We start from the raw sequence: 24,862 nt of genomic DNA on the forward strand, positions 1-24,862 counted from the left end.
GGACCACGGAGCACGAGATGGTAAAATTCAAACTCAATGGCCGTGACGTTTCTGTCGATGTGCCGGACGACACCCCCCTGCTGTGGGCGCTGCGTGATGATCTGGACCTGACAGGCACAAAGTTTGGCTGTGGCGTAGGCCAGTGTGGTGCCTGCACCGTTCTGGTTGGTGGCCGGGCAACCCGTTCCTGCATTACTCCGCTCAGTTCGCTGGAAGGGGCTGATGTTACCACCATTGAAGGGCTGGACCCCAATGGCAAACATGCCGTGCAGGAAGCATGGAAGGACATTCAGGTTCCGCAGTGCGGGTACTGCCAGTCTGGCCAGATCATGCAGGCCGTTAGCCTGTTAAAGGACTACCCGGACCCCACGGATGAGGAAATTGATGGTGTTATGGGCGGCAGCCTGTGCCGCTGCATGACCTATGTCCGTATTCGCAAAGCCATTAAAAAAGCAGCTGCCGCCCTGCGCAAGGAGGAGGCATCCAATGGGTAAGCTCGAACGTATTGCCGCACAGCAGGACCGGGCTGCGGGCCGTGGACCTTCGCGCCGCAGTTTTCTGCTCACCGCAGCAGGTTCTGCCTTTCTGTTCGGGTTTGCCCGTCAGGGCAAGGCAGCGCAGGTTTACCCGCAGGGCGCACCGGAAGCCCTGAAGGAAGCCGCCGCCTTTGAACCCACGATCTGGTGCTCCATTGCCCCCGATGGCTGGGTGAATGTGAACATCATCCGTGCGGAAATGGGCCAGCATATTGGCACGGCCCTTGCCCGCATTATTGCGGATGAAATGGAAGCCGACTGGAACAAGGTCCGCATTACCTATGTGGATACAGACCCCAAATGGGGCCTTATGGTAACAGGTGGCTCCTGGTCCGTGTGGATGACGTGGGACCAGTTCCGTCAGGCCGGGGCTGCTGCGCGCACGGTCATGGTGGAACAGGGTGCTAAACTGCTGGGGGTTTCCCCCGCTGCCTGTATTGCCCGCAACGGGCAGGTTATTGCTGGCGGCCGGTCGATCAGCTACGGCGATATTGTCAGCCGTGCGCACCCGACCAAAACCTACACGCCAGAAGAAATGGCCAAGCTGCCGCTCAAGCCTGCATCCGAGCACCGGCTGATTGGCAAGGATGTCAAGGCGCTGGATATTCCATCCAAAACCAACGGCACCGCCATTTACGGCATAGACGCCAAGCTTGAGGGCATGGTGTACGCCCGCCCCAAACTGCCGCCCACGCGCTATGGCTCCAAAGTTGTCTCGGTGGATGACAGCGAGGCCAAAAAGGTCAAGGGGTACATCCGCTACATTGTGCTCGAAGACCCGTCCGATACCGTACCGGGCTGGGTTGCGGTTCTGGCCTCCTCCTACCCTGCGGCCATCCGCGCAACGGATGCGCTCAAGGTTGTCTGGACCCCGGGCAAGACCGCCAACGTAACCGAGCAGGATATTCTGGACTACGGCCGCAAGCAGATTGCAAACAAAGCCGGTGGTTCGTGCGTGTTCAACGACCCCGGCGTGGACGAAACATTCGCCAAGGCCACCAAGGTGGTGGAGCAGACCTATACCTGCTCCTCCGTACTGCATTACCAGCTTGAACCCATGAACGCGCTGGCCCGCCAGCACGAAGGCAAGTGGGAAGTGCATTGCGGCAACCAGTGGCAGACCCTGTTCCTGCCCGTTATTGCCAAAGCGCTCCAGGTGCCTGAATCCGAAGTGGTCATGCGCAGCTACCTGCTGGGTGGGGGCTTTGGCCGCCGCCTGAACGGGGACTACGCAGTGCCTGCTGCCCTTATTTCCAAGGCCATCGGGGGCAAGCCGGTCAAGCTGATCTTTACCCGCTCGGATGACGTGCTGTTTGACTCCATCCGTTCCCCCTCCGTGCAGACGGTCCGCGCAGCACTGGGGCAGGACGGCGCAATTACTGCGTGGCAGCACCATGCCTCCGCTGGCTGGCCAACCCGTGTTATGGCCAGCGCATTCATGGAAAAAGGCGCGGACGGCAAACCCTATGACCAGTTTGCCATTGCAGGTGCCGACCACTGGTACGATGTCGGCCCCATGCTGGTGCGCGCGCTGGACAATGAACTGGCAAGCGAAACCTTCCGCCCCGGCTGGCTGCGTTCGGTCAGTTCCGGCTGGACCCCATGGGCGCATGAGAGCTTTTTGGACGAAATTGCCTATGCCCGTAAGCTGGACCCGGTGGACTACCGCCTGAGCCTGCTGGACAGCAAAGGCCGCAATGCAGGCAGCGCCCCCAACTCCGTGGGTGGGGCCAGCCGTCAGGCCAATGTGCTCAGGCATCTGGTGGAAAAATGTGGCTATGGCAAGGTTTCCCTGCCTGCGGATACAGCCATTGGCATTGCCACCACCTTTGGGCAGGAACGCGCCATGCCAACATGGACGGCTGGTGCCGTGCAGGTGCATGTTGACCGCAAGACAGGCGTTGTAACCTGCCAGAAAATCTGGCTGGTGCTGGATGCTGGCACAATTATCGACCCCGACGGGGCCGCTGCCCAGACCGAGGGCGGTGCCCTGTGGGGGCTGAGCATGGCCCTGTTTGAAGGAACGGAAATTGTGGACGGCAACGTGCGCGACCGTAACCTGAACACCTACACCCCCCTGCGCATTGCGGATGTGCCTGAAATGGATGTTGAGTTCCTGCCCAGCACGGAAAAGCCCATGGGTCTGGGTGAGCCGGGCGTTACAACCATTGCACCTGCCGTGGGCAACGCCATTTTCAATGCAGTAGGTGTGCGCCTGCGCCACCTGCCCATCCGCCCGGCGGATGTGCTGAAAGCGCTGAAGGAAAAAGGGAACGCCTGAAGCACCGGGCTTTCCACACTTTAAAAAAGCCGGTCCTCCACACGGGGGGACCGGCTTTTTTGTGCCTGAGCACCTGCATTCCACCAGACAGCCGAACCATGTAGGCTGCTCTTTGCAAGAAAACAGCAGGAAAAACCGATATGTCTGTCAGTGTACGAAAAATACTCCTGCTGGGAGCCTTGCCGTTTGCCTTAGCAAGTGCTGGGCCGACCTCTGCGCTTTGTGCACCAGCCAGAACACAGGCCATTACATGGCAGACTTATACAAACGGACGTTTTGGGTATCAGATATGCTACCCGTCTCACCTCTTCACGCCGCAGGGGGAAGCTGGGAATGGAGACGGCCAGCATTTTCTGGCCAAAGATGGCGGTGACCTTCTGGTTTACGGCTCCTTCGCCCCTGAAACTCTCGAGGAGGAAATTTCCTATATCGCCGAAGGAAAGCGCAATATCACCTACAGGACCATTCACCGGGACTGCGCCGTTCTTTCGGGTGATATAGATGAAAAATCAGAATTTTACGCCAAGATATTCTGGAAAAAACATCAGTTCTCAAATTTTGAACTGAGATACCCAAAAGCCGAAAAAGCCCGTTACCAACAGATTATTGAACATCTTGTTGGCTGTTTTTACCCCGGCGTGGTGGACTACTGAACACTTTATATCTCACCCCCCCAAACCAGCCTGTAACCCACAGGCTGGGGGCACAGACAACCGGGCCTGATCAGGCAGATACGGCAGCAGCCGAGCGCATGGCGCGGGCCATGGCTTCAACCCCGTTACCGCGATTGGTGGACAAAGCCTGTACCAACCCCAGATCACGCAGGAAGCCGGGGTCCGTTGCCTGAATTTCCTCCCGCGTGCGACCAGAATACACACGCAGCAGAAGTGCCACCAACCCGCTGACAATGGCGGCATCGGACAGGCCCGCAAAGTAGAGCCTGCCATCAGCTTCCTTTGCCTCCAGCCAGACCTGGCTCTGGCAACCGGGCACACGGTGCGCATCATTGCACCATTCTGGTGGGAATGGTGGCAACTTGCGCCCCATTTCTATGATGTACTGGTAGCGTTCCATCCAGTCATCAAACACGTCCAGTTCGTCGCCAATGGCTTCGATGGCTTCTGCCGCAGTGTCTTCCTGCGGCGTTACAAAAGGTGCTTCCATTACAAAATAAACCTGCTCAGATCGCCCTTGCGGGCCAGTGGGGCCACCTTGTCCCGCACCATGGCGCCATCCACAACAACATTTTCGCCCCCACGCTCGGGTGCGGTGAAGGAAATATCTTCCAGCAGTTTTTCCAGCACTGTTGCAAGCCTGCGCGCGCCTATATTTTCCACCCGTTCGTTAATGTCCGCAGCCAGTTCGGCCAGCGCATCCACGGCATCATTGGCAAAGGTCAGGTTTACACCTTCGGTTTTCATCAAGGCGGAATACTGTTTGAGCAGGGAGTGTTCCGGGTCGGTGAGAATACGCCGCAGATCATCGCGTGAGAGGGGTTGCAGTTCCACACGAATAGGCAGACGCCCCTGCAATTCCGGCAGCAGGTCGGACGGTTTGGCCAGATGGAACGCACCAGAAGCAATAAACAGGATATGGTCGGTTTTGACCGGCCCGTGCTTGGTGGAAACGGTCGTGCCTTCAATAAGGGGCAGCAGGTCGCGCTGCACCCCCTCGCGCGAGACATCGCCCCCCTTTACTCCGCTCTCGGATGAACGGGCACAGACCTTGTCGATCTCATCCAGAAAAACAATGCCGTTGTTCTGCACATGGGCTACAGCCTCACGCGTTAAGCTCTCGCTATCCAGCAGACGCTCGACCTCCTCCCGCTGCAACTGTTTGCGGGCATCGGAAATCCGGAGTTTTTTCTGCTTGGGGGCGCGGTTCATAAACCCTTTCATCATATCGCCAATGTTGATCACGCTCCCCGGCATCATACCCGGCATGTCTGCCGGGCCTGTGGGGGCGGGATCGGTTATGGCAATGTCAATTTCCTTATCCTCAAGCTGACCGCTGCGCAGCATGGTGCGGAACTTGCTTTTGGTATCGGCCGAGGAGCCATCACCTGCCAGTACGTTGACAATCCGCTCATCCGCCGCCTGAGCTGCCTGCTCTTCCACATCCTTGCGACGCATGTCCTTGAGCATGACAATGGCAGCATCCACCAGATCGCGCACAATGCTATCCACGTCCCGGCCAACATAGCCGACCTCGGTAAACTTTGTGGCTTCCACCTTAAGGAAGGGTGCCTGCGCCAGTTTGGCCAGCCTGCGGGCAATTTCGGTTTTGCCGCAGCCGGTCGGGCCGATCATGAGGATGTTCTTGGGAACAACCTCCTCCCGCATGGCTTCTGGCAGTTGCGCCCTGCGCCAGCGATTGCGCATGGCAATGGCAACCGCACGTTTGGCATCGCCCTGCCCTACAATGTAGCGATCAAGCTCGGCAACAATATCACGCGGGGAAAGATGGGGGGCTTGCATCAGGCTTTGTCTCCCGCCGTTTTGGCATCCAGCGTTTCTATCCGCACGGAGTGGTTGGTATAGACGCAGATATCGCCTGCAATCTTCATGGCGCGGGTTACAATTTCCTCCGCCCCCAGCCCTTCTACCGTCAGCAGTGCCCGCGCTGCCGAAAGGGCGTAGTTCCCGCCCGAACCAATGGCAATAATACCGTCCTCGGGTTCAAGCACATCCCCATTGCCGGTCAGGGTAAAGGAGTGTTCTGCATCGGCCACGGCCATCATGGCCTCCAGCCTGCGCAGGTAGCGGTCCGTGCGCCAGTCCTTTGCCAGCTCCACACAGGCGCGCTCCAGCTGGTTTGGGTAGCGCTCCAGCTTGGCTTCCAGCCGCTCCAGCAGGGTAAAGGCATCTGCTGTAGCACCGGCAAACCCTGCCAGAATGGTGCCGGAAGGGCCAATGCGCCGGACCTTGCGGGCGTTGCCCTTGATCACGGTGCTGCCCAGTGTCACCTGGCCATCCCCCGCCATGGCAACCTGCGCGCCACGGCGCACACAAAGAATGGTGGTCCCGTGCCAGCCGACGGGATCATGCGAAGACGAAGCAGAATGAAAACTATCCATAACACCAAGAAATAGGCGTTCTGGCGCAGGACACAAGGGGGTGGGCTATGCTGCCAGCATAGCCCTTACATCTCCCAGTAACGCATCACGCGTGTAAGGCTTGTGCAAAACGGCAACCCCTTCTGGCAGCACGCCAAAATCCGCATAGCCGGTAACAAACAGAACCGGCAGGTCTGCACGCACATCGTGGATGCGTCGTGCGGCCTCGCCCCCGTTCATGCCCGGCATCATCACATCCATGACCACAAGGGCAATGCCGGGGGTGGACTGCACTTTTTCCACGGCTTCGGCGCCACTTGCCGCCTCCATGACCTCATACCCAGCACGGCGCAAAAAGCCGCTGGTTACCGCGCGCACACCCGGTTCATCATCCACGACCAGAATGGTGCTGCCTGCCCCGTTTTCTGGCAGAACACGCGCTATGGTCTGCACCGTGTTGGCTGGCACGGCGGGAATGGCAGCGGCCATTTCCTGATCCATGGCGGGGAACCATAGCTCAACGGACGTCCCACCACCGGGGGCACTATCCACCCGCACTTCTCCCCCGCAATGGCTGATAAAGCCATAGATCATGGACAGGCCAAGCCCCATGCCCTGCCCTGTTCCCTTGGTGGTAAAGAACGGGTCAAAAATACGGGCGCGTATGTCCTCCGTCATGCCAATGCCGCGATCGGTCACCTGCACAACCACCCATGCACCGGCATGCTCACGCCCCACATGCCGCCCCAGCAGGCGCGCAACCTGACGGACAGAAACGCAGGTTTCTCCCCCTTCCGACTGGGCATCCAGCGCATTGACACACAGGCTGAAGACCGCCAGTTCAAGCTGCACGGCATCTGTCCAGACCGGGGGCAGCGGCTCTTGAGGGATATTGAAGCGCACGCTGCTAAAGCGGCTCATGCCCTCCAGACGGGATGCATCCAGCGCGCCGCGGATTTCCTCGGGCACCTTCCCCTGCTTCATGAAGGTCTGGAGGTTTTCCAGCACATCATGCATATCCACCCGCTGGCAGACCAGATGCCTCGGGCGGCTGAAGTCCAGCAGCTTGCGGGTAAGCACCGCGCCACGCCGGGCGGCTTCCATGGCGTTCTCATACAGCCGGACGACCGAGGCCTCCTTTGGAGGTTCAAGGTCCTGCACCAGTTCCAGAGAACCCTGAATAGCCGTGAGCAGGTTGTTGAAGTCATGCGCAATGCCACCGGCCAATGTGCCAATGGCCTGCATTTTTTGCGCCTGCCGCAGCCGTTGCTCCAGACTTAAAAGCTCGCTCACATCCCGGTCGATCAGAATGGAATAATCCGAGAGCATGGAGGACTGTACAGGAGTGTTGCGCAGGCTATCCAGCCTGACGCGCGTCAGGTCATGCCAGCGGGCCGGGCCATCCTGTGCCGGAAGCTGGAGCACCTGCTGGTCGCGCCCGGTCTGGGCAAGCTGACCCTGTGCTTCCTTCAGGCTTTCCAGCCGTGGGCCATCCACCAGATCCTCTTCGCGCTGGCCAATGCACTGCGCAACCGTGTGGCCCAGCTGGCTTGCCATCTGCTGGTTAAGCCGCACAAAGCAGCCCGCCTGATCCTTGACTGCAAGACCAAAGGGCAGGTTATCCAGCAACCCGCGCAGAAGCAGGCGTTCGCACTCCAGCTCTTTTTCCAGAAAATACCGCGCAGCCGCCTGCCCGACCATGGACAGCAGGGTTTCATCATCCCACGGCTTATACGCAAAAAAGGAAATCTGGCCCCGGTTAAGGGCTGCTTCCACGGCGGAAATATCCGCATACCCCGTGAGCAGGATAGCCCCCGCCGCAGACAGGTCACGCGCATGGGCCAAAAAGACATCACCCGTCATGCCCGGCATGCGCTGGTCGGAAACAATAACAGCAACACCGGGGTTACTGCGCAGGCGCTCAAGCCCTTCCTCCCCCGAGGAAGCGGTCAGGACCGTGTAGGCACTTTCCAGCAGGTCGGACAGTGCGACCAGAATTTCCGGCTCGTCATCCACAACGAGCACAAAAGGGCGCTGTGTTGGTTCATATAACGTGCTCACCGCGCCTCTCCTCTCCTGATTTATAGGGCACACGAATGGTAAAGCAGGCACCACCCAAGGCTCCCGAGTTTGTTATAACAATACTCCCGCCATGGGCCTGCACAACCCCATATGCCGTTGCCAGACCTAGCCCGGTCCCCGAGCCTACAGGTTTTGTTGTAAAAAACGGTTCAAAAACGCGTTCCTGCAATTCCTGCGGCACCCCCGGCCCTGTATCCGATATCTGCAACACGTAATTTTCGGCCCCTTCGGCCTCTGCCTTTTCCAAAAAAGAGGCGATCAAAATCTGGTCCTTGCCTCTGGCCGGTGCAGAACCACCCTGTTTGCGGGCTGTTTCGCGCTGCTCCAGAATGGCGTCAGCTGCGTTGCTGACAATGTTCATGACCACCTGATTAACCAGCGCTGCCTGGCAGACCAGTTCCGGCGGTGCTTCCAGGCGGCACTCCACCGCTATTTCCTGCCCAAGTTTGGGGGCCAGAAGTGTCAGCACCATGGCAATGGCCTCGGGCACGTCCAGACGGCGGAACTCGCCTTCCTCCAGACGGGAAAAACGCCGCAGGCTGGCCACCAGCTCACGCAGCCTTGATAACCCGACAAGGGAGGAGGCCAGACGCTCGGCCCCTTTGGTCAGGGCAGCTTCAGCCACGCCAATATCGTTCTGCCTTACTGCCTGCAAAGCCTGCGCCATACTGCGCTTGACCGTGTTTTCATGCGCCAGAACAAAGGCCAGCGGGTTATTGAACTCATGTGCAATACCTGCTGCAAGCTCCCCCAGAGACGCCATTTTGGCCGACTGCACCAGTTTGACCTGTGCATCAATCAACTTACGGTTAGCCGCTGCCAGATCCGCATTAACGCGGCGTAGGGCATCGGCCAGTGCCATACGGGCGCGGGCACTTTCTATATGCGCTTCCTCACGCCGGGCTTCATCCTGCAAGGTTTTGCGGCGCACAAGGCTGCTTATGCGGGCAACCAGCAGTGCGGGGGCTATGTCCGAGTCCGTCAGGTCATCCACACCGGCGTTAAACGCCAGCCGTATTTTTTCGGCCGTGAGCTGGCCATGCTCGACCACCCCCAGCACTCGCGTACACTGGCGGCTCCTGCGCCGGAAGGCTGCAACTGTCTGTGCCAGAGCAAGGCCGTTAAAGGCCGGGCAGCTCAGATCCACCACAATGCAGTCGGGCTGGATACGCCCGGCACTGACATTGGAGAGTTCAAGCCTGTCGGGGTCTTCCACCAGTGTTGCGTCCTCACCATTCTGGCGGAGCATCTGGACAAGGCGCGGCGTTTTGCCAACACTCGCCCCATCGGGCCATGCCCATAAAACGCCCCCCGGTGCGGTCACAACAGAAACACGCGGCTGACGGAACACAGCCCCTTCACGCTCGGCGGTTTCATCCCCGAACTCGCGCAGAAGTGCGCATATGCGAAAAATCAGAAAAACCGGGTCATCCGTCGCGCAAAAGCAGGCATCTGCCCCACGTTCCAGAATTTCCCGCTCCTGCTCGGCATCATGCTCATCTACAAGCACAACCACGGGTATACCCCGCGTGGCCGATGTCAGCCGCAAGCGCTGGCATAGCTGGGCGGCAGACATATCGGGCAGGTGGTCCTGCACCACCAGAAGGCTTGGGAGTTCGGTATCAAACCCGGCAAAAACCGCGCGGCCATCTGCGGCTACGCGCACACCCAGACCACGTTTGTCCAGCTCGGCCACAAGCTGTTGTTCGCATGTTGCATTCACACCCGCGAACAGGATGGAGCAGGAAAGAAAATCCATAAATTCCGCCTATAGCTGGACGCCTAGGCCCATCCTTTTTGCGCTTAAATCCGATTTTAAACCCATACCAAACAAAAACATCCGCCGTCTGCTCGCGAATGCGTTACCACTCCGGCGGCCTGCATCTGCCCCGCTGCAAGCATGGTGGCAAGACACACACAAGAACGGTATAAAGGCCGCTCTTTACTTGAGCAGCCTGCCCCACTGGCAGATTGACCGACATTTCCGCCTCGGATTACCTGAAGGAACACAGGTTCATGGACACGCGCACACCTATACCCGCTTCCCAGCAACCTCTTGCCATGTCCTCCCGCCAGAACACTTCGGCCTCTGCCGGGCTGCGGGTGCTGCGTACGGCCATTGGAGCCGCCTGTTATTTTGTTTTCTATTTTGTGCAGCAGATGGCCGAACTGTTTGCCCCTCTCCTGCTCATTGCAGGGGCCGCATGGGCGGCACTGCCAGCACTGGTCAAAACCCTGACCCGCACCACCGCATCAGCCGACCCGCAGGCGCATGACGCCATTGCCAGCGTTGCCAGCGCCATTCCCGAACAGATTGTACTTGCCGGGCACGAACTGACCGCCAGCGGGCTGATCTGCGATGGTCTGGGGCTTATGGCCGTGGCCGCGGCAGGCGCCACGCTGGCCATGCTGGTCGGCCGCAAGCTTTAAGCGCCCACCCACACGCTTCCACCTGCCCCGCACGGCCTGCGGGGCATCAAACGGTGTTAGCCCGGCTGGTGGAGCCGGGCCGCGGCAGGCCATGCGTCCACAATGGCCGCCCACCAGTGCCATGCCCCCAGCACAACCAGTGCGGCCAGCACAAAACTCGCAATCCAGGCCCTGCGCCAGAACAGCTCGCTTTGCAGCAGGGCACGTATATCCGTACCGGCAGCCCGTTTGGATACGCTGGCAACCGCTTCGCGCACCATCTGCAAGGCAGAGCCTGTGCCCAGCTTATAAGCCGGGCGTGCAATATGGGCCGCGAGTGGTGCGCTCTCTTTTTTATCTGTTTCCGCACGCAGCGGCAGCCTGCCCGGCATTTGCACTGTGCGTGACAGTGTAGGGGCTGGTGGTGCTGCCCTCTCGGCCACAGGAACCGCAGACACAGGCGTTGCTGGTGCGGGAGGCGCAACCAGCGGTGCAGCGGGGGGCACTGGAGCAGGAACCACGGGAGCAACAACGGCCGGAACTTCTGGCTCTGGCTCTGGCTCTGGCTCTGGCTCTGGCTCTGGCTCTGGCTCTGGCTCTGGCTCTGGCTCTGGCTCTGGCTGGATTTCGGCCTGAACGGGGGCGGGTGCAAGGGGCACATCCCCCTGCGGAGCAGATGGTACGGGAACAATCGGGGGTTCGCTGGCGTTATCCCCCTCCCCGGCTGCTTCGGCCTCCAGGGGAGCAGGTGCAGGAGCGGGGGTCACAGGCTCCTGCGGTTCAACCTGCACACTTTTGGCTTCTGCCGGAGGGGCAGCAAAGGGAGCCACAACCGGCTCTACCTTGTTATCCGCCGGCTCCGGGGTGTGTTCTGGTGTACCCGGATCACTTTGGGCTGGCAGTGATGGAGCCTGCGGTTCTGCCAGAGTGTTCTCAACAGGTGCAGCTATTACTGCGGGAGGGGCATCGGGGGCTGCTGCGGGGGCTATTGTGCCTGCTGGGGCATCTTCGGGTGCATCAGGCGGGGTCAGCCGCCATTTAACGCCGCAGGCCGAACATTTGAGCGTATGCCTTTTAGCCAGAAGAGCTTCGGGAACCTGATATGCCGCACCGCAGGAAGGACAGACAATCTTCATGAACACTCTCTTAGCAGGGCCTCTCCCTGTTGCCCCGGTCTGGCTGGAACGGCAGGCTAGGCATCAGGGCGAAAGACAAACGTAACCCCCCTTCCTATCACAGGAAAAGGCAATCCGTGCCAGCCCCCGATCCTAAAGGCACGGAGCGCCTTTTTCAATTCAGCACTGAATGGCGCTTCTCAATCGACAGTGCACGGAACAATCCGCTACAGTTGAGGGATGACTAAACTGCCTTATTTTTGTGCTTTTTTGCCCGGAAAGCGGTAAATGATTCGTCTGGACAATGTATCCTGGCGCCGGGGCAAAAAGGATAGCGGGCCTGTTCTGGCCCATTTGTCCTTTGCTGTGCCGCAGGGCGGATTCCGCTGGCTGCTTGGGCCTTCAGGGGCGGGCAAGAGCAGCCTGCTCAGCCTGCTGCATCTTGAAAACCTGCCAACCGACGGACAGATGACCATTCTGGGTAAAACCGTTGCGCAGGACGAAAAGCGTGCAGCTCTTGTGCGCCTGCGCCACAGAATCGGCATGGTGCATCAGGACTATCAGCTCATGCCCGATCTGTCCGTGGCCGATAACGTGGCCCTGCCCCTGCGCCTGCAAAACCGCCCTGAGGACGAAATTCAGGACGAGGTTCACGCCATTCTCAAATGGGTGGGGCTGGGCGAGCGCCTGGATGTTCCCGCCACCCGGCTTTCAGGCGGGGAGCAGCAGCGCACCGCCATTGCGCGCGCCATTATCCACCGGCCGGGCCTTATTCTGGCGGACGAACCGACAAATGCACTGGAGGAAAGTCAGGCCTGCCGCCTGCTTGATATGTTTGCCGAACTCAGCGCCATGGGCACCACGGTTATTGTGGCGACCCACAACGAATCTCTGGTGCGCAGGCTTGAACGGCCTTTTCTGTTCCTTGAACGTGGGCGGCTGGTGGATGAGGGAGATGCACAGGTATGACGCGGCCTTTTTCCGGCCGTAAGGATGGCCTCTCCCTTTCCGAAGCCCTGCCGGATCGCAGCCTGTTCGCGCTGGTGGCCATGATGGGCTTTCTGGCGGCACTCACTCTGGCCGGGGCCAGTGGTGCGCGGGCACTTTCCGCCCGCTGGTCAGGGGGGGCTGCCCAGTTGCTCACCATTCAGGTACCAGATGCAAATGCTCCACTGCCCGCACAAGGTGGTGGCAGCGCCACCACAACCCGTGTGCAGGCCGTTCTGGCAGACCTTGCCAGCCTGCCAGACGGCACAGAAGTACACCAGTTAACCCCACCCGAACTGGCCCGCCTGCTGGAACCGTGGCTGGGGGAAACAGATAGCTCTGCCCTGCCGCTGCCTGCAATTATCCGCGTTAAACTTCCACCAGACGCCAGTGTGCCTGCCACACTGGAGCAGGCACTGGGCACCCATGTTCCCGGCACCATTATGGAGCATAACGCCCGCTGGGGCGAACGCCTGCGGGCACTGGCCAACAGCCTGCTGGCCTGCGCGGGGCTGGCCCTGCTGAGTGTGGGCGGCATTGCCACCATGATAACAGGCCTTGCCACGCGCACCGGCCTTGCCACACGCAAGGATATTATTAAAACCCTGCACGGGCTTGGGGCCTCGGACAGTTATATTGCCGGCCGCTTTGCATGGCGGACCGCAACCCTTGGCTTTGGTGGTGGGTTAAGCGGCACCCTTATGGCCTGCCTGCCCCTGTTGCTGCTCCTGCAGATGGCAGCCCCTTTTGCCAGTGCGCCGCTCACCACGCCCGACCGGCTATTGCCCCAGAACTGGCAGGCACTGGCAAACACCATACCGTCAGACATGCTGTGCGCACTGGCACTTCTGCCTTTTGCCGCAGCATTTATCTGCTGGTTTACAACTCAGGTCATGGTACGCCTGTGGCTGCTCCGCCTCCCATAATGCGCAATGCCACGCCCCTGCCCTGCCTGACCCGGCGGTTCCTGCCTCTGGTGCAAAAAACCTGCCTGCTGGCCGCCGGGTGCTGGCTGGCCGGGTTTGTCTGGTTTGTCCATGATGCGCGCCAGCCCCCAGCCCCCACCATGCATGCTGATGGTATTGTGGCCCTGACCGGGGGCACAGGGCGGGTGGAAACATCCCTCCGCCTGCTGGCCAGCAACCCTGATGCTCGCCTGCTTATTTCCGGCGTGGACCTTCAGACATCGGTGCGCGCATTACTGCCAGCCTCTACCCCGCCAGACATGGCCGCCCGCATTACACTGGGCTATCAGGCACGCTCGACCATTGGCAACGCAACCGAAACTGCCGCGTGGGTTGCGGACCACCATATCAACAGCCTGATTATTGTTACTGCAGGCTACCATATGCGCCGCGCCATGCTCGAACTCGGGCGCACATTGCCCGATGTGACCTTAACACCTTACCCGGTCATGCCCCCTGCCATGGACCACCCGTGGCGGCTGTCCACCCTGCGGCTGATGGGCATGGAATACATGAAGTGGCTGGGCGCACTGGCGGGCATGAAGCACAACCCCTCACTTCAGGTTTAAAGGTGCAGAGCCGGGAGCTTATGCCCCCAGCAACCCCGCATGGTGGCGCAGGTGGTCGGCCACAAAGCTCTGCACAAACCAGTAGGAATGGTCATACCCTTCATGCTCGCGGCAGATCAGGGCCTGCCCGGCTTTTTCTGCTGCGGTTACTAGGTGCCACGGCTGGAGTTCGCGTTGCAGGAACTGGTCGGCCAGCCCTGTATCCACCAGAATGGGAGCGGGATGGGTATAGCCATCCTCCAGCAGGCACACGGCATCATGCGCGCGCCATGCCGCGTGGTCTGGCCCCAGATAGGTGGAGAGCGCCTTTTTGCCCCATGGCACAACAGAAGGGTGCACAACCGGCGCAAAGGCGGAAATGGACTTCCAGAATAGGGGGGCCTGCAAACCATGCACCAGCGCACCATGCCCACCCATGGAATGCCCCATGATCCCCCGCCTTGCACCATCCAGTGGCAGGGCGGCTTCCACCAGCAAAGGCAGTTCCTGTGCTATGTAACTGCCCATACGGTAATGCTGTGCCCATGGCTGCCGGGTTGCATCCAGGTAAAAGCCCGCACCTGTTCCCAGATCCCAGTCCGTGTTCTCACCTTCAATACCTGCACCACGGGGGGAGGTATCTGGCGTAACCAGAGCCACGCCCAGCCGGGCGGCTTCGGCCAGTGCTGTTGCCTTGATCAGAAAAGTCTCCTGTGTGCAGGTCAGCCCGGCCAGAGCATACACAACCGGCACTTTGCCACCCTGTTCTGCCGCTGGTGGCAAAAACACGCCAAAACGCGCGGGCAACCCCAGCACGCTGGAGGCATGTTCGTAAAACATCACGCGCCCACCATGCGCCCGGTGTTCTTCCAGCAGTGTCAGCCCTGTTGTTTCCGTCATCCCCACGACCCTTTTCATCTGGTCAGCCATACGTGCTCATGCTTACCATTACCCAGCATGCACAAACCATAATCGCACTGGCAACCCTGCGATGTATTGTGTGTTAAAATGGCACCGGGCATTCCGCCCAGTGACACAGAAACCGGAGATTTTTGAATGATCGTTGACCAGAAGGTCGGCTTACGCATTATCACGCGGGAAATCCTTATGGTCATCCTGCTTATGGCTGCGTGGGATCTGGTTGTTGTCATTCTTTTTCAGATTTTCCATCAGGAATGGATGGAACAGCCCAGCCTGCCCGTCTCCCTTATTGGTTCGGCACTGGCGCTGTTCATGGGCTTTCGCTCCAACAGTGCGTATGCGCGGTGGTGGGAGGGGCGCACATTATGGGGCGCCATTACCAATAACTGCCGCTCCTTTGGCCGGCAGGCCGGCACATTGCTGGGCGACCGGCATGACCTGATGTACGCCATTGCCGCCTACCCCCACGCCCTGCGCATGGCGCTTGGCCCGGTTGATGCCAGCGCGGATGTGGAGCGCCTGCTGCCCCCCCACATGCTCAAAGCCATTGAGCCATACCGCAACAAACCCAACGCCATTCTCTACCAGATTGGTCTGGGCGTGACGGAGGAAGTCACCCGCAAGGGCATAGATGGCGCCGTTCATGGCCAGATTGACCGCATCCTGTCCGACATTGCCAACGCACAGGGCGGGCTGGAGCGTATTCGCAACACCCCCCTGCCCATGCAGTTTTCCGCCCTGCCGCGCGCGCTGGTCAATATTTTCTGTATTGTTCTGCCCCTTTCCATGGTGCAGACGCTGGAATGGATTACCCCCCTTGGGTCATCGCTTGTGGGGTGCCTGTTCCTTATTCTGGACAAGAGTGCAGACGACCTGCAAAACCCTTTTTCGGGCACTCCGCACGCGCTGCCCATGGCAACCATGGCCCGTAATATTGAAATTGATGTGGTCCAGCCCACGGGTGACCAGACCGCACCACCCCTGCAGACACAAAACGGCGTCCAGCAATAAGAGCATTGCCGCCCCTATTCTTTATATTGCAGACAAACAGCGCATTTTATGCTACAGGTCTCGACCATGAACACGTTTAGAACACCTCCAAAAGGCGGCGTGACAGATGCAATGGCACGCACCGCTGCCGCCACCACTGCGGCCCAGGCCAAAACCAAGGTGAAAGACGAAGACCCTTTTCAGGAAGGGGATTCCATTGTCTATGCCGCTCACGGCGTCGGGCGTGTAGACCGGATCGGGATTGACGAAATTGCCGGGACAAAGCTGGAAGTGATCCAGATTTCCTTCCCCGGCAACCAGATGACCTTGCGTATCCCGCTTTCCAAGGCCCGCAAGTCTGGCCTGCGCAAGATTGTCTCGCGCGAGATTGTGGACAAAGCCATGTCCATCATCAAAGGCAAGCCGCATGTCAGCAAAGGCATGTGGGCCCGCCGGGCTGTTGCGTATCAGGAAAAAATCAACTCCGGTGATCTGGTACAGATTGCCGAAGTTCTGCGTGACCTGCGCCGCAACGTGGATAGTCTGGATGGCAGCTTTAGCGAACGCAAACTGTTCGAAGCCGCACAGGAGCGTTTTGTGGCGGAAGTTGCCGTGCTGGAAAAGAAAGAACCCAACGCGGTTCTAGAAGAACTGACCGCGGTCATGAAAGCCGCCTGAGCTTTTTGGCCAAAGCGCGTTTTTCTTCTGGTCCAGTTTACCCTGACCCGGCATGGCACACAGCCCTGCCGGGTTTTTTATACCCCGCCAGAAACCGTGTGTTTTTACCGCCCGCCCCATAACCATGCGGAACACAACCATGCGCCCGCCCTCCACAACACCCGGCACGGAACTTACAACACTGCGCCACGCCATGCAGGCCATTCAGGCAGGCCAGTTCAGCCAGCCCCGTGCCCTGCTGGCCCCCCTTGTGGCGCAACAGAACGAACAGGCCCTGATCCTGCACGCCTTCTGCCTGTGTGGGGAGGGAGACAGCCACGCAGCCGCCCAAATTCTGGCGGACATTGGCCTGCGCAACCCCAGCAGCCAGCACCCCTTACAGGACCTGAGCGAGATCATGGCTGCTCTGGACCAGCGCCCTTCCGCCATTGCCGTCTGCCGCGCGGCAGCCCGTCTTGCCCCGGCAGACACACGCATACACACGGCTCTGGGCGATCTGCTGGTCCAGACAGGCCAGTTCGAGGCCGCCATAACCACGCTGACAGAAGCAACCTCCAAGCACCCGCAGGACATGCTTGCCCATAACCTGCTCTCCATGGCGTATACCGAAAGCGGGGCGCTGGACACCGCCCTGCAATGCCTCATGGCATGCCTGCCCCATACCCCCAAAGATGTACCCACTCTGGCCAATATTGCCTCCGTTCTGGCAGCACAGGGGCATATGGAGCAGTCTTTTGGTTATTTTGCCCAAGCACTGGCCCTGCGCCCGCAGGATGCCCGGATCAGGGTCAACCACTCCGTTGCCTTGCTCAAGGCTGGCCAGTACGCTCAGGGCTGGCGCGAGCATGAATGGCGCTTCCAGCTCCCCGGGCACACCAGCCTGCCCATGGAACGCCTTTTGCCAACCCTTGGCCCCAACACCGACCTGAGCGGCCAGCGTATCCTGATCACGCACGAGGAAGGGCTGGGGGATACGCTCATGTTTGCGCGCTATGTTCGCCCACTGGCCGAACGTGGCGCCATAACCCACCTGTGGGTGCCAGAAGCACTGGCGGACCTGTGCCGCAACATGCCGGGGGTACACACGGTGCAGGTTGGCGGCACGACCCCGGCCTATGACTGGCATTGCCCCTTTATCAGCCTGCCGCGGGTTTTTGCCGCAACATCGCAGCCATGGGGTACCCCCGTGCCGTATATCCGGGCCAACAGCCACAAGGTTGTGGCACTGGCCCCGCTTTTGCCCATGAATGGCAAACTGAATGTAGGGCTGGTCTGGGGAGGGGCGCCACGCCCGACCTCCCACTTTGCCCATATGATTGACCGCAAGCGCTCCATGAACCTGCACACCCTTGCTCCATTAGGGGCCATACCGGGCATTAATCTGATCAGCCTGCAAAAAGGGCCTTACGCTGAACAGATGATGGACCCACCAGAAGGTATGATGCTCTACGACCCGACGGACAGCCTGCACACTCTGGATGACACGGCAGCCCTGATCATGGGGCTGGACGTGGTGGTAACGGTCGATACCTCGGTTGTTCATCTGGTCGGGGCGCTGGGCAAACCCGTCCTGCTGATGGACCGTTACGATAACTGCTGGCGCTGGCTGCATGGGCGGGAGGATACCCCATGGTACCCAACCCTGCGCATTATCCGCCAGACCACACCCCGCCACTGGGATGATGTTATGGTACGCGTCGCGCAGGCGCTGGCAGACATGGCCGCACACCGGCGTTGAGCCATCCAACAAAAAAGGCGGCCCGCACATATGCCGGGCCGCCTTGTTTGGTCTGTTCTGGCTGGAACGGTTTAGCCGGATGTGCCGGTCCGTGCCTGCACCGGGGTTGAAATCATACGGGCGTCGCTCCCGTTCCCGATAACCTCAAACACCCCAAGTGCGCGGCGTACGCGCCCATCCGGCAACAGGGTAAACGTGCCATCCACCCCGGCAAAACCACCTGGACGCGTCAGGGATTCAGCGGGGTAACCGGGTACGCCGCTGCGAGCCACGGTCAGCGCTGCGGTTGCCGCATCGTACGACATATCAGCCAGTGGCTTGGGCATGTGGTGATTACGCGCCATGAAGCGCGTGACAAAAGCCTGACGGGAGGTGGGGTCAGGTGCCGCATACCACGCCCCCTTGATCGCCCCGAGCTTGGAGGCAAAAGATGCCCACAACCCCGGCCCCATAATGCGGACATCAGGCATATTAACCTGCGTAACAACCAGCGCATCCAGCACGTTTTTCAGCCCCAGCCCAATATCGGCCAGCAACAGGGCATCAAACGGCGGAGCGCCCAGTGTAACCTGCGGGGCTGCCGGGGCTACAAGGGTTGCCGCACCATTGGGTGCCTGCCCCGGCTGGGCAATGGGGGCCGCAGGCTGGTTGGGGTCCTGCCCAAGGGCTGCCGCCAGACTGGCAGGCAACTGCGCAACCTTTGGCAGTTCGGTCAGGCCGGATACTTCACTGGGGTTACCGCTTGTTGTGGTGGCACCGGGTACGGGGTTTGAAGGCATGGCCTGCTTGACTGCGGCAACGCGCGCATCATAGCCCGATAGCTGGCGCAGCGTCTGGGTAATCCCGTCTGCCGTGCCGTTATGGTAGGCTATGGTGGGTGCTGCCAGACCCTGATCACGGCAGGCGCTGACAAGACCATTCCCCATAGCGTGGCCCAGAGCATTATCGGGCAGCAGGGCCGCAAAATGCTGCCGCCCGTCCCGCTTGGCCTGCGCAACAAGCTGCTGCACCTGCTCCTCGGGGGTAATGCCCATAACCCACACACCGGGCCGCCCCTGTGTAATGTCACTGGTAAAGGCCAGCACGGGAATACCTGCCGCCTGTGCCGCGGGGGCCGCTACTGCGGTGTCTCCACTGGTCAGCGGGCCAAGCAGAATACCATCCCCGGCCTGCAAGGCGGCAGACGTGGCCGAAGCAGCGCCCCCTATGGCTGCCGTATCATGCACATCCATCTGCATATCGGGGGGCAGTCCTTCCCCCCCAAGGGCGAGTTGCACACCGGCAAGCAGTTCGTGGCCAAGGGCTGCATTGTTGCCACCCAACGGCAGCAGCACTCCAACCTTGTGGCTGGTGGCCTGCGTGGCTGGCGCGCTCACCGCACCCATACCCGGTGTTCCGGACTGGTCGGCACATCCGGCAAGGATCAGCCCTGTTACGCCAAGGGCAGCCACTCCGGTCTTGCACAATGCCCGGTTTGCCGCCAGACCTTGACGGGAAAGCCCTGACAGGAGCGAGTATGCACGCGTCATCATCCAGATCATCCTCTACCAACACCCCGTCCGAGGCACCGTCTTCCAATGGGATCGAACCTTTGCATACCGAAGGACATGCGCCAAGTCATGCGCGTTTTTCAGGTGGGCTTGTGCTGGTTGCGACCCCTATTGGCAATCTGGGGGATTTCAGCCCCAGAGGGGCGGAGGCACTGGCCCGGGCCGATCTGGTTTTGTGTGAAGATACCCGCATGACAGCCCGCCTGCTGGCGGACCGGGGGATTTTTGTCCGGACAGAAGCCCTGCATGAACATAATGAGCGCCAGCGCGTACCCAACCTGATCCGCCGCTTAAGCGAAGGGGCACAGATTGCCCTTGTATCCGACGCAGGTATGCCCCTGCTCTCGGACCCCGGATTCAGGCTGACGCGCGCCGCCATTGATGCCGATATTCCCGTAACCGTTGTCCCCGGCCCCAACGCGGCACTGACGGCCCTTGTCCTGTCCGGCCTGCCGCCCCACCCGTATATGTTTGTGGGCTTTCCGCCCCCCCGCTCCGCCGCGCGGAAAGAAACATTCGCCCGGCTGCACGCAGCCGAACGCGCAGGGCTGAGTGCAACGCTGATCTGGCATGAAGCCCCCCACCGCCTAGCGGAAACACTGGCAGACATGGCCAGCGTATTCGGTCCCGACCGCCCCTGTGCCGTAGCGCGGGAGTTGACCAAACGGTTTGAGGAGGTCAAGCGCGGCACAGCAGAAGAACTGGCCACGTTTTATGCCGAGACCCCACCACGGGGCGAAATTACCGTACTGCTCGGCCCGGCCCCGGAAGTTGAAACGTCCGCTGATGATCTGGACACCACATTACGCGCCCTGCTGGGCACGCATTCGGTCAAGGATGCCGCAGCACTGGCAGCCGCAGCAGCGGGCCTGCCCAAACGCACGGTCTATGCGCGCACGCTGGAACTGGCGGCAGAAGCAAAAGAAGCATAAAAAAAACACCCCGGCTCCCTTGCGGGCCGGGGTGCCGCGGCAGGCTAGAGCGCGCCCGCAACCTCGCCTGCGGCATGGCCGCTGGCCCATGCCCAATGGAAGTTGTAGCCCCCCAGCCAGCCCGTTACGTCCACGGCTTCGCCCACCACATATAGCCCCGGCACGGATTGCGCCTCCATGGTGCGAGAAGACAGGGCTTTGGTATCTACCCCTCCGCGCGTGACCTCGGCCTTGGCAAAGCCTTCCGTCCCCTGCGGTTTAAGCTCCATGCTGTGGACCCGCTGCGCCATAAGCCGGATGTCCCGGTCGGCCCATTCCGCCAGTGTACGCTCGGACGCGCCCAGTTCCACCATGGCGTGGGCCAGACGTTGCGGCAGCCAGCGTGCCAGTGCCCCAGCACCCTTGGCTTTGGAGCCTTCCTTTTTCAGCTTCATGAGCAGGGCGGCAATATCCTGCCCCGGCAGAAAGTCCACAAACAGGGGCTGCCCCGCCGACCAGTAGGAGGAAATCTGCAACAAGGCCGGGCCAGACATGCCCCGATGCGTGAACAGCAGGGCTTCCTCAAACGTGGTTTTGCCACATGTGACCCGCACGGGGAGCGAAAGCCCGGCCAGTGAGCGCACCCATTCCTCGCTCTCCCCACCAAAGGTCAGCGGAACAAGAGCGGGTTCGGGCTGAATAACCGCAAGGCCAAACTGCCGCGCCATTTCATACGCAAAGCGGCTGGCCCCCAGTTTGGGAATAGACAGCCCACCCGTTGCCAGCACCACGGAACGGGCGGTCATATCCCCCCGGGAGGTCTGGACCCGGAACACATCAGATTTGCTGACATCATAAACCCGCACATCGGTCAGGATCCGCACACGGGCTGCGGCACACTCGTTGAGGAGCATCTGCACAATATCATGTGCGGAATTATCGCAAAAAAGCTGGCCGAATTTTTTCTCGTGCCAGGCAATGCGATGCTTGGCCAGCAGGTCCAGAAAATGGCTGGGCTGATACCGGCTGATGGCCGATTTTACAAAATGCGGGTTAGCGGACAAAAACCGGTCGGCCCGCATGGTCTGGTTGGTAAAGTTACACCGCCCACCACCAGAAATAAGGATTTTCCGCCCCACTTCCGGCCCATGCTCCAGCACTGCTACGCTGCGGCCATGCTGGCCTGCCGTCAGGGCGGCCATTAACCCGGCCGCTCCCCCACCGATGACAAGAACATCAAACATCGGCGTTACGTTTTTTTGTGTCAAAGTATCAGAAATCCAGATTGGTATAGTAATCAGGCGGCGTAATGCCGGAAACCCGGTCGTTCAGCAGTGGGCGAAAACACGGGCGGGACTTCATTTTGGCGTACCAGTCACGCACGGCGGGCACCTTGGCCCAGTCTATGTCGCCAATAAAATCGAGGCAGGACAGGTGTGCTGCCGCCGTAAAATCGGCAAGGGATAAAAAGTGCCCTCCCAGCCAGCTCCTGTTTTCGGCCAGGTCGTTCACGTATTTCATGAGCGGACGCATGGAGGCATAGGCCTCACGCAGGGCACCGCCGTCGGGGTTGCCGCGCCCGCTCAGGCGCTTCATCACCCGTTCATCAATAAACCGGCCTGAGACTTCGCGGGCGAACAGCGTTTCAAACCACGCGACAACACGGCGCACTTCCACCCGCTCGGCCAGTGTGCGGCCCAGCAGGGGAATATCGGCATACGCCTCTTCCAGATATTCGCTGATCACGTACACATCGGGTACGATCAATCCGTTATCTTCCACCAGAACGGGCACATCACCCGCAGGGTTGAGCGCCAGAAACTCAGGGCGTTTTTCCCACGGGCGTTCAACAATGGCTTCAAACGGCAGGCGTTTTTCACCCAGCACAAGGCGCACCGTGCGGCTGGCTGGAGAAAGGGGGAAATGGAACAGGGTACGCATACCCTAGTGCTTTATGCCATTGCATGCAGCCACGCCAGAGGGAAAACCGGGCAAAGCCCATCAATTTCCACATATTCCTTTTGTGCGGCAAAAACTAACCCGCAACACAAACTTCTCTGTTGCAATACAACTCTGTTATTCTACACGCTAACTGGCGTTCCTGTTTTTGAGAGAGCATCTGTTCGTTGTCCGGCACACATTCCAATTCCTCCCGCATCCGTATGTCTGGGCGCTCCTTTCTGGCCCTGACCCTCACACCGGAAACACCGCTGGTGGACTGGCTGGCCGCACTGGACCACCAGATCCAGCGCGCAGTGGGCTTTTTTGCGGGCAAGCCTGTTATTCTGGACCTCAGCCTCATGCAGGCAGACACACCCGACCTGCCCCACCTCCTGCCCGCCCTGCAAGAACGCGGCATACGCGTACTGGGCATAGAAGGGGGAGACAGGTCCTGGCCTGCCGTAGCCGACTGGGCATGGCCGGAAAGCCCGATGGGTGGGCGCGCCTCCGGCCCGGTCAGCATCCCGGAAGGGGAAAAAAACCCAACACTGGCCCCTACCCTTGTGGTGGAAGAAAGCGTGCGCTCCGGCCAGCACATTATCTGGCCTGATGGGGATGTGGTTATTCTGGGGGCCGTGTCCTCGGGGGCGGAAGTCACAGCTGGCGGGTCCGTGCATATTTATGGCGCACTGCGGGGCCGCGCCATTGCTGGCATTGGCGGCAATGCGGACTCCCGGATTTTTACCCGCAACCTTGCCGCCGAGCTTGTTGCCATAGACGGATTCTACGCCACGGCGGAAGAAATGGACGCACAATGCACCGGCAAACCCACACAGGTCATGCTTGCGGGGGAAACTCTGGTATTCAAACCCCTACCCTGATGCGGGTTTGAATAAAACATGCTACAAAAGCCGTATTAATGTCACATTATACGTTTCATTTTCGCGCACAGATTGTAATGTCTCACCCAGATTGGGCCGTGGCATAAAGCGCGCGCCTTTACCGGCTTGCATAAGGAAGAGGAAGACTGATGGCAAAGGTTCTGGTCGTCACGTCAGGCAAAGGGGGTGTCGGCAAGACCACCACCACCGCAGCTCTTGGGGCAGCATTGGCCAAAGCTGGCCAGAGCGTGGTTCTGGTGGATTTCGACGTTGGTCTGCGTAACCTCGACCTTGTCATGGGGGCCGAACGCCGCGTGGTGTTTGACCTGATCAACGTTATTCAGGGGGACGCCAACCTTGCTCAGGCCCTGATCAAGGACAAGCGGGTTGATACGCTCTCCCTCCTCCCCGCGTCCCAGACGCGCGACAAGGACGCCCTGACGCCAGAAGGTGTGGCCAAGGTTATTGCCGACCTGAGCAAAAAGTTTGACTGGGTGATCTGTGACAGCCCCGCAGGGATTGAGCGCGGCGCACAAATGGCCATGCACCACGCCGACATGGCCGTGATCGTGACCAACCCCGAAGTCTCCTCCGTGCGTGACAGTGACCGCATTATCGGCATGCTGGACAGCACAACAGAAAAAGCCAAAGCCGGTGAAAAAATGGAGAAGTTCCTCCTGATCACCCGCTACGACCCGCAGCGTGCCGCCCGTGGCGACATGCTGGGCACGGACGATGTGCTGGAAATTCTGTCCATCCCGCTGCTGGGCATTATCCCCGAAAGCGCAGATGTGCTCAAGGCATCCAACGTGGGTGCGCCCGTAACCATTGCAGAACCGGATAGCGCGCCAGCCCGCGCTTATACCGAAGCCGCTCGCCGCCTGATGGGAGAGAAGGTGGAAGTCACCATTCCCACAGAACGCAAGGGCCTGTTTGACTGGCTGTTCAAACGGAGAGTCGCATGACATTCCTCTCCAGCATTTTCAAGCGCCGCTCCTCGGCGCCGGTTGCGCGCGATCGGCTACAGATTTTGCTGGCGCACGAACGTATTGCTGTTGGTGATGGCAAGGATGACCTGCTTGCCAAGCTGCACCGTGAGATCATGGAAGTGATCAAACGGCATGTCGCGGTCGATCAGGACAAGGTTCAGATTAAAATGGACCGTGGCGCGCAATGTTCGGTGCTGGAAATTGATGTGGAAGTTCCCGGCCTGACCGACAGGGCCGAAAACGCCAAAAAAGACTGACAGCACCTATTATGCCCCAGCATAGCAG

Annotated in this window: 24 protein-coding genes; 14 read left to right on the forward strand and 10 right to left on the reverse strand. The window is 60.0% G+C overall.

Translation table 11 applies throughout. The features are described 5' to 3' along the window. The first annotated feature begins 17 nt into the window (after positions 1 to 17). From GOB83_RS01145 to GOB83_RS01155, 3 genes are all read left to right on the forward strand, one after another. A complete protein-coding gene (locus tag GOB83_RS01145) occupies positions 18 to 494 on the forward strand; it encodes a (2Fe-2S)-binding protein (RefSeq protein ID WP_048853986.1) in 477 nt (158 codons plus the stop codon). Continuing rightward, positions 487 to 2,817, forward strand: coding sequence for a xanthine dehydrogenase family protein molybdopterin-binding subunit (locus GOB83_RS01150; protein ID WP_165925004.1), 2,331 nt, complete (start codon positions 487 to 489; stop codon positions 2,815 to 2,817). The genes GOB83_RS01145 and GOB83_RS01150 overlap by 8 nt, the downstream gene beginning before the upstream one ends. A gap of 140 nt (positions 2,818 to 2,957) precedes the next feature. Next, complete coding sequence (locus GOB83_RS01155) at positions 2,958 to 3,470, forward strand: hypothetical protein (protein WP_165925005.1); 513 nt, start codon at positions 2,958 to 2,960, stop codon at positions 3,468 to 3,470. A gap of 70 nt (positions 3,471 to 3,540) precedes the next feature. Here the strand turns inward: GOB83_RS01155 and GOB83_RS01160 are convergent, their stop codons facing one another. The 5 genes from GOB83_RS01160 to GOB83_RS01180 are packed head-to-tail and all read right to left on the reverse strand — an operon-like array spanning position 3,541 to position 9,713. Then, complete coding sequence (locus GOB83_RS01160) at positions 3,541 to 3,981, reverse strand: SufE family protein (RefSeq protein WP_095348939.1); 441 nt, start codon at positions 3,979 to 3,981, stop codon at positions 3,541 to 3,543. Then, positions 3,981 to 5,294 carry an ATP-dependent protease ATPase subunit HslU gene (gene hslU, locus GOB83_RS01165; protein ID WP_165925006.1) on the reverse strand — a complete coding sequence of 438 codons (1,314 nt, stop codon included), beginning with the start codon at positions 5,292 to 5,294 and terminating at the stop codon, positions 3,981 to 3,983. Before hslU ends, GOB83_RS01160 begins: the two co-directional genes overlap by 1 nt. Beyond that, on the reverse strand, positions 5,294 to 5,893 hold the full coding sequence (gene hslV, locus GOB83_RS01170) for an ATP-dependent protease subunit HslV (RefSeq protein WP_086647195.1): 600 nt from the start codon (positions 5,891 to 5,893) through the stop codon (positions 5,294 to 5,296). The genes hslU and hslV overlap by 1 nt, the downstream gene beginning before the upstream one ends. Positions 5,894 to 5,938: 45 nt before the next feature. Then, a complete protein-coding gene (locus GOB83_RS01175; protein ID WP_086647194.1) occupies positions 5,939 to 7,933 on the reverse strand; it encodes a response regulator in 1,995 nt (664 codons plus the stop codon). Further along, entirely contained in the window at positions 7,917 to 9,713 is a 1,797-nt protein-coding gene (locus tag GOB83_RS01180; protein ID WP_086647193.1) for an ATP-binding protein, read from the reverse strand. The genes GOB83_RS01175 and GOB83_RS01180 overlap by 17 nt, the downstream gene beginning before the upstream one ends. A gap of 257 nt (positions 9,714 to 9,970) precedes the next feature. Between GOB83_RS01180 and GOB83_RS01185 the strand changes: the two genes are divergently transcribed. Then, positions 9,971 to 10,384, forward strand: coding sequence for a hypothetical protein (locus tag GOB83_RS01185; protein WP_165925007.1), 414 nt, complete (start codon positions 9,971 to 9,973; stop codon positions 10,382 to 10,384). A gap of 56 nt (positions 10,385 to 10,440) precedes the next feature. Here the strand turns inward: GOB83_RS01185 and GOB83_RS01190 are convergent, their stop codons facing one another. Continuing rightward, on the reverse strand, positions 10,441 to 11,499 hold the full coding sequence (locus GOB83_RS01190; protein ID WP_165925008.1) for a zinc-ribbon domain-containing protein: 1,059 nt from the start codon (positions 11,497 to 11,499) through the stop codon (positions 10,441 to 10,443). 267 nt (positions 11,500 to 11,766) lie between these two features. On the opposite strand from GOB83_RS01190, the gene GOB83_RS01195 reads away from it, so the two are divergent. Genes GOB83_RS01195 through GOB83_RS01205 form a run of 3 tightly spaced genes read left to right on the forward strand, consistent with a single transcriptional unit; the run spans position 11,767 to position 13,999 of the window. Next, complete coding sequence (locus GOB83_RS01195; RefSeq protein ID WP_165925009.1) at positions 11,767 to 12,447, forward strand: cell division ATP-binding protein FtsE; 681 nt, start codon at positions 11,767 to 11,769, stop codon at positions 12,445 to 12,447. Further along, the gene (locus tag GOB83_RS01200) at positions 12,444 to 13,391 is read left to right on the forward strand and encodes a cell division protein FtsX (protein ID WP_165925010.1); all 948 of its coding nucleotides are present in this window, start codon (positions 12,444 to 12,446) and stop codon (positions 13,389 to 13,391) included. Before GOB83_RS01195 ends, GOB83_RS01200 begins: the two co-directional genes overlap by 4 nt. Then, positions 13,370 to 13,999, forward strand: coding sequence for a YdcF family protein (locus GOB83_RS01205; RefSeq protein ID WP_338420629.1), 630 nt, complete (start codon positions 13,370 to 13,372; stop codon positions 13,997 to 13,999). Before GOB83_RS01200 ends, GOB83_RS01205 begins: the two co-directional genes overlap by 22 nt. An 18-nt stretch (positions 14,000 to 14,017) precedes the next feature. Here the strand turns inward: GOB83_RS01205 and fghA are convergent, their stop codons facing one another. After that, entirely contained in the window at positions 14,018 to 14,878 is an 861-nt protein-coding gene (gene fghA, locus GOB83_RS01210; protein ID WP_086647214.1) for an S-formylglutathione hydrolase, read from the reverse strand. A 156-nt stretch (positions 14,879 to 15,034) separates the two neighbouring features. On the opposite strand from fghA, the gene GOB83_RS01215 reads away from it, so the two are divergent. The 3 genes from GOB83_RS01215 (at position 15,035) to GOB83_RS01225 (ending at position 18,305) form a co-directional block, all read left to right on the forward strand. Then, a complete protein-coding gene (locus GOB83_RS01215) occupies positions 15,035 to 15,910 on the forward strand; it encodes a bestrophin family protein (protein ID WP_086647189.1) in 876 nt (291 codons plus the stop codon). A gap of 66 nt (positions 15,911 to 15,976) precedes the next feature. Continuing rightward, positions 15,977 to 16,567, forward strand: coding sequence for a CarD family transcriptional regulator (locus GOB83_RS01220; protein ID WP_086647188.1), 591 nt, complete (start codon positions 15,977 to 15,979; stop codon positions 16,565 to 16,567). A gap of 139 nt (positions 16,568 to 16,706) precedes the next feature. Beyond that, the gene (locus GOB83_RS01225) at positions 16,707 to 18,305 is read left to right on the forward strand and encodes a tetratricopeptide repeat protein (RefSeq protein ID WP_165925011.1); all 1,599 of its coding nucleotides are present in this window, start codon (positions 16,707 to 16,709) and stop codon (positions 18,303 to 18,305) included. A 71-nt stretch (positions 18,306 to 18,376) separates the two neighbouring features. Here GOB83_RS01225 and GOB83_RS01230 read toward each other — a convergent pair whose 3' ends face one another. After that, the gene (locus GOB83_RS01230) at positions 18,377 to 19,834 is read right to left on the reverse strand and encodes a penicillin-binding protein activator (protein ID WP_165925190.1); all 1,458 of its coding nucleotides are present in this window, start codon (positions 19,832 to 19,834) and stop codon (positions 18,377 to 18,379) included. Here GOB83_RS01230 and rsmI point away from each other — a divergent pair. Beyond that, the gene (gene rsmI, locus GOB83_RS01235) at positions 19,822 to 20,787 is read left to right on the forward strand and encodes a 16S rRNA (cytidine(1402)-2'-O)-methyltransferase (RefSeq protein ID WP_165925012.1); all 966 of its coding nucleotides are present in this window, start codon (positions 19,822 to 19,824) and stop codon (positions 20,785 to 20,787) included. The genes GOB83_RS01230 and rsmI overlap by 13 nt on opposite strands. A gap of 44 nt (positions 20,788 to 20,831) precedes the next feature. Here the strand turns inward: rsmI and GOB83_RS01240 are convergent, their stop codons facing one another. Together GOB83_RS01240 and GOB83_RS01245 are read right to left on the reverse strand one after the other, a co-directional pair. Then, on the reverse strand, positions 20,832 to 22,010 hold the full coding sequence (locus GOB83_RS01240) for a BaiN/RdsA family NAD(P)/FAD-dependent oxidoreductase (RefSeq protein WP_165925191.1): 1,179 nt from the start codon (positions 22,008 to 22,010) through the stop codon (positions 20,832 to 20,834). A gap of 28 nt (positions 22,011 to 22,038) precedes the next feature. Next, positions 22,039 to 22,707, reverse strand: coding sequence for a glutathione S-transferase family protein (locus tag GOB83_RS01245; protein WP_095348950.1), 669 nt, complete (start codon positions 22,705 to 22,707; stop codon positions 22,039 to 22,041). A gap of 185 nt (positions 22,708 to 22,892) precedes the next feature. Here GOB83_RS01245 and minC point away from each other — a divergent pair, with 185 nt between their 5' ends. From minC to minE, 3 genes are all read left to right on the forward strand, one after another. Next, the gene (gene minC, locus GOB83_RS01250) at positions 22,893 to 23,588 is read left to right on the forward strand and encodes a septum site-determining protein MinC (RefSeq protein ID WP_165925013.1); all 696 of its coding nucleotides are present in this window, start codon (positions 22,893 to 22,895) and stop codon (positions 23,586 to 23,588) included. A 149-nt stretch (positions 23,589 to 23,737) separates the two neighbouring features. After that, the gene (gene minD, locus GOB83_RS01255) at positions 23,738 to 24,553 is read left to right on the forward strand and encodes a septum site-determining protein MinD (RefSeq protein ID WP_086647182.1); all 816 of its coding nucleotides are present in this window, start codon (positions 23,738 to 23,740) and stop codon (positions 24,551 to 24,553) included. Then, complete coding sequence (gene minE / locus GOB83_RS01260; RefSeq protein ID WP_086647181.1) at positions 24,550 to 24,834, forward strand: cell division topological specificity factor MinE; 285 nt, start codon at positions 24,550 to 24,552, stop codon at positions 24,832 to 24,834. The genes minD and minE overlap by 4 nt, the downstream gene beginning before the upstream one ends. Positions 24,835 to 24,862 lie beyond the last annotated feature (28 nt).

The sequence above is a fragment of the Acetobacter fabarum genome (assembly GCF_011516925.1).
Taxonomy (GTDB): domain Bacteria; phylum Pseudomonadota; class Alphaproteobacteria; order Acetobacterales; family Acetobacteraceae; genus Acetobacter; species Acetobacter fabarum.

Excerpts from the sequence above, each read along its gene's own strand:
- GOB83_RS01145 (WP_048853986.1), top strand. The coding sequence starts at position 18 with ATGGTAAAATTCAAACTCAATGGCCGTGACGTTTCTGTCGATGTGCCG.
- GOB83_RS01150 (WP_165925004.1), top strand. The coding sequence starts at position 487 with ATGGGTAAGCTCGAACGTATTGCCGCACAGCAGGACCGGGCTGCGGGC.
- GOB83_RS01155 (WP_165925005.1), top strand. The coding sequence starts at position 2,958 with ATGTCTGTCAGTGTACGAAAAATACTCCTGCTGGGAGCCTTGCCGTTT.
- GOB83_RS01160 (WP_095348939.1), bottom strand. The coding sequence starts at position 3,981 with ATGGAAGCACCTTTTGTAACGCCGCAGGAAGACACTGCGGCAGAAGCC.
- hslU (WP_165925006.1), bottom strand. The coding sequence starts at position 5,294 with ATGCAAGCCCCCCATCTTTCCCCGCGTGATATTGTTGCCGAGCTTGAT.
- hslV (WP_086647195.1), bottom strand. The coding sequence starts at position 5,893 with ATGGATAGTTTTCATTCTGCTTCGTCTTCGCATGATCCCGTCGGCTGG.
- GOB83_RS01180 (WP_086647193.1), bottom strand. The coding sequence starts at position 9,713 with ATGGATTTTCTTTCCTGCTCCATCCTGTTCGCGGGTGTGAATGCAACA.
- GOB83_RS01185 (WP_165925007.1), top strand. The coding sequence starts at position 9,971 with ATGGACACGCGCACACCTATACCCGCTTCCCAGCAACCTCTTGCCATG.
- GOB83_RS01190 (WP_165925008.1), bottom strand. The coding sequence starts at position 11,499 with ATGAAGATTGTCTGTCCTTCCTGCGGTGCGGCATATCAGGTTCCCGAA.
- GOB83_RS01195 (WP_165925009.1), top strand. The coding sequence starts at position 11,767 with ATGATTCGTCTGGACAATGTATCCTGGCGCCGGGGCAAAAAGGATAGC.
- GOB83_RS01200 (WP_165925010.1), top strand. The coding sequence starts at position 12,444 with ATGACGCGGCCTTTTTCCGGCCGTAAGGATGGCCTCTCCCTTTCCGAA.
- fghA (WP_086647214.1), bottom strand. The coding sequence starts at position 14,878 with ATGACGGAAACAACAGGGCTGACACTGCTGGAAGAACACCGGGCGCAT.
- GOB83_RS01215 (WP_086647189.1), top strand. The coding sequence starts at position 15,035 with ATGATCGTTGACCAGAAGGTCGGCTTACGCATTATCACGCGGGAAATC.
- GOB83_RS01220 (WP_086647188.1), top strand. The coding sequence starts at position 15,977 with ATGAACACGTTTAGAACACCTCCAAAAGGCGGCGTGACAGATGCAATG.
- GOB83_RS01225 (WP_165925011.1), top strand. The coding sequence starts at position 16,707 with ATGCGCCCGCCCTCCACAACACCCGGCACGGAACTTACAACACTGCGC.
- rsmI (WP_165925012.1), top strand. The coding sequence starts at position 19,822 with ATGCACGCGTCATCATCCAGATCATCCTCTACCAACACCCCGTCCGAG.
- GOB83_RS01230 (WP_165925190.1), bottom strand. The coding sequence starts at position 19,834 with ATGACGCGTGCATACTCGCTCCTGTCAGGGCTTTCCCGTCAAGGTCTG.
- GOB83_RS01240 (WP_165925191.1), bottom strand. The coding sequence starts at position 22,010 with ATGTTTGATGTTCTTGTCATCGGTGGGGGAGCGGCCGGGTTAATGGCC.
- GOB83_RS01245 (WP_095348950.1), bottom strand. The coding sequence starts at position 22,707 with ATGCGTACCCTGTTCCATTTCCCCCTTTCTCCAGCCAGCCGCACGGTG.
- minD (WP_086647182.1), top strand. The coding sequence starts at position 23,738 with ATGGCAAAGGTTCTGGTCGTCACGTCAGGCAAAGGGGGTGTCGGCAAG.
- minE (WP_086647181.1), top strand. The coding sequence starts at position 24,550 with ATGACATTCCTCTCCAGCATTTTCAAGCGCCGCTCCTCGGCGCCGGTT.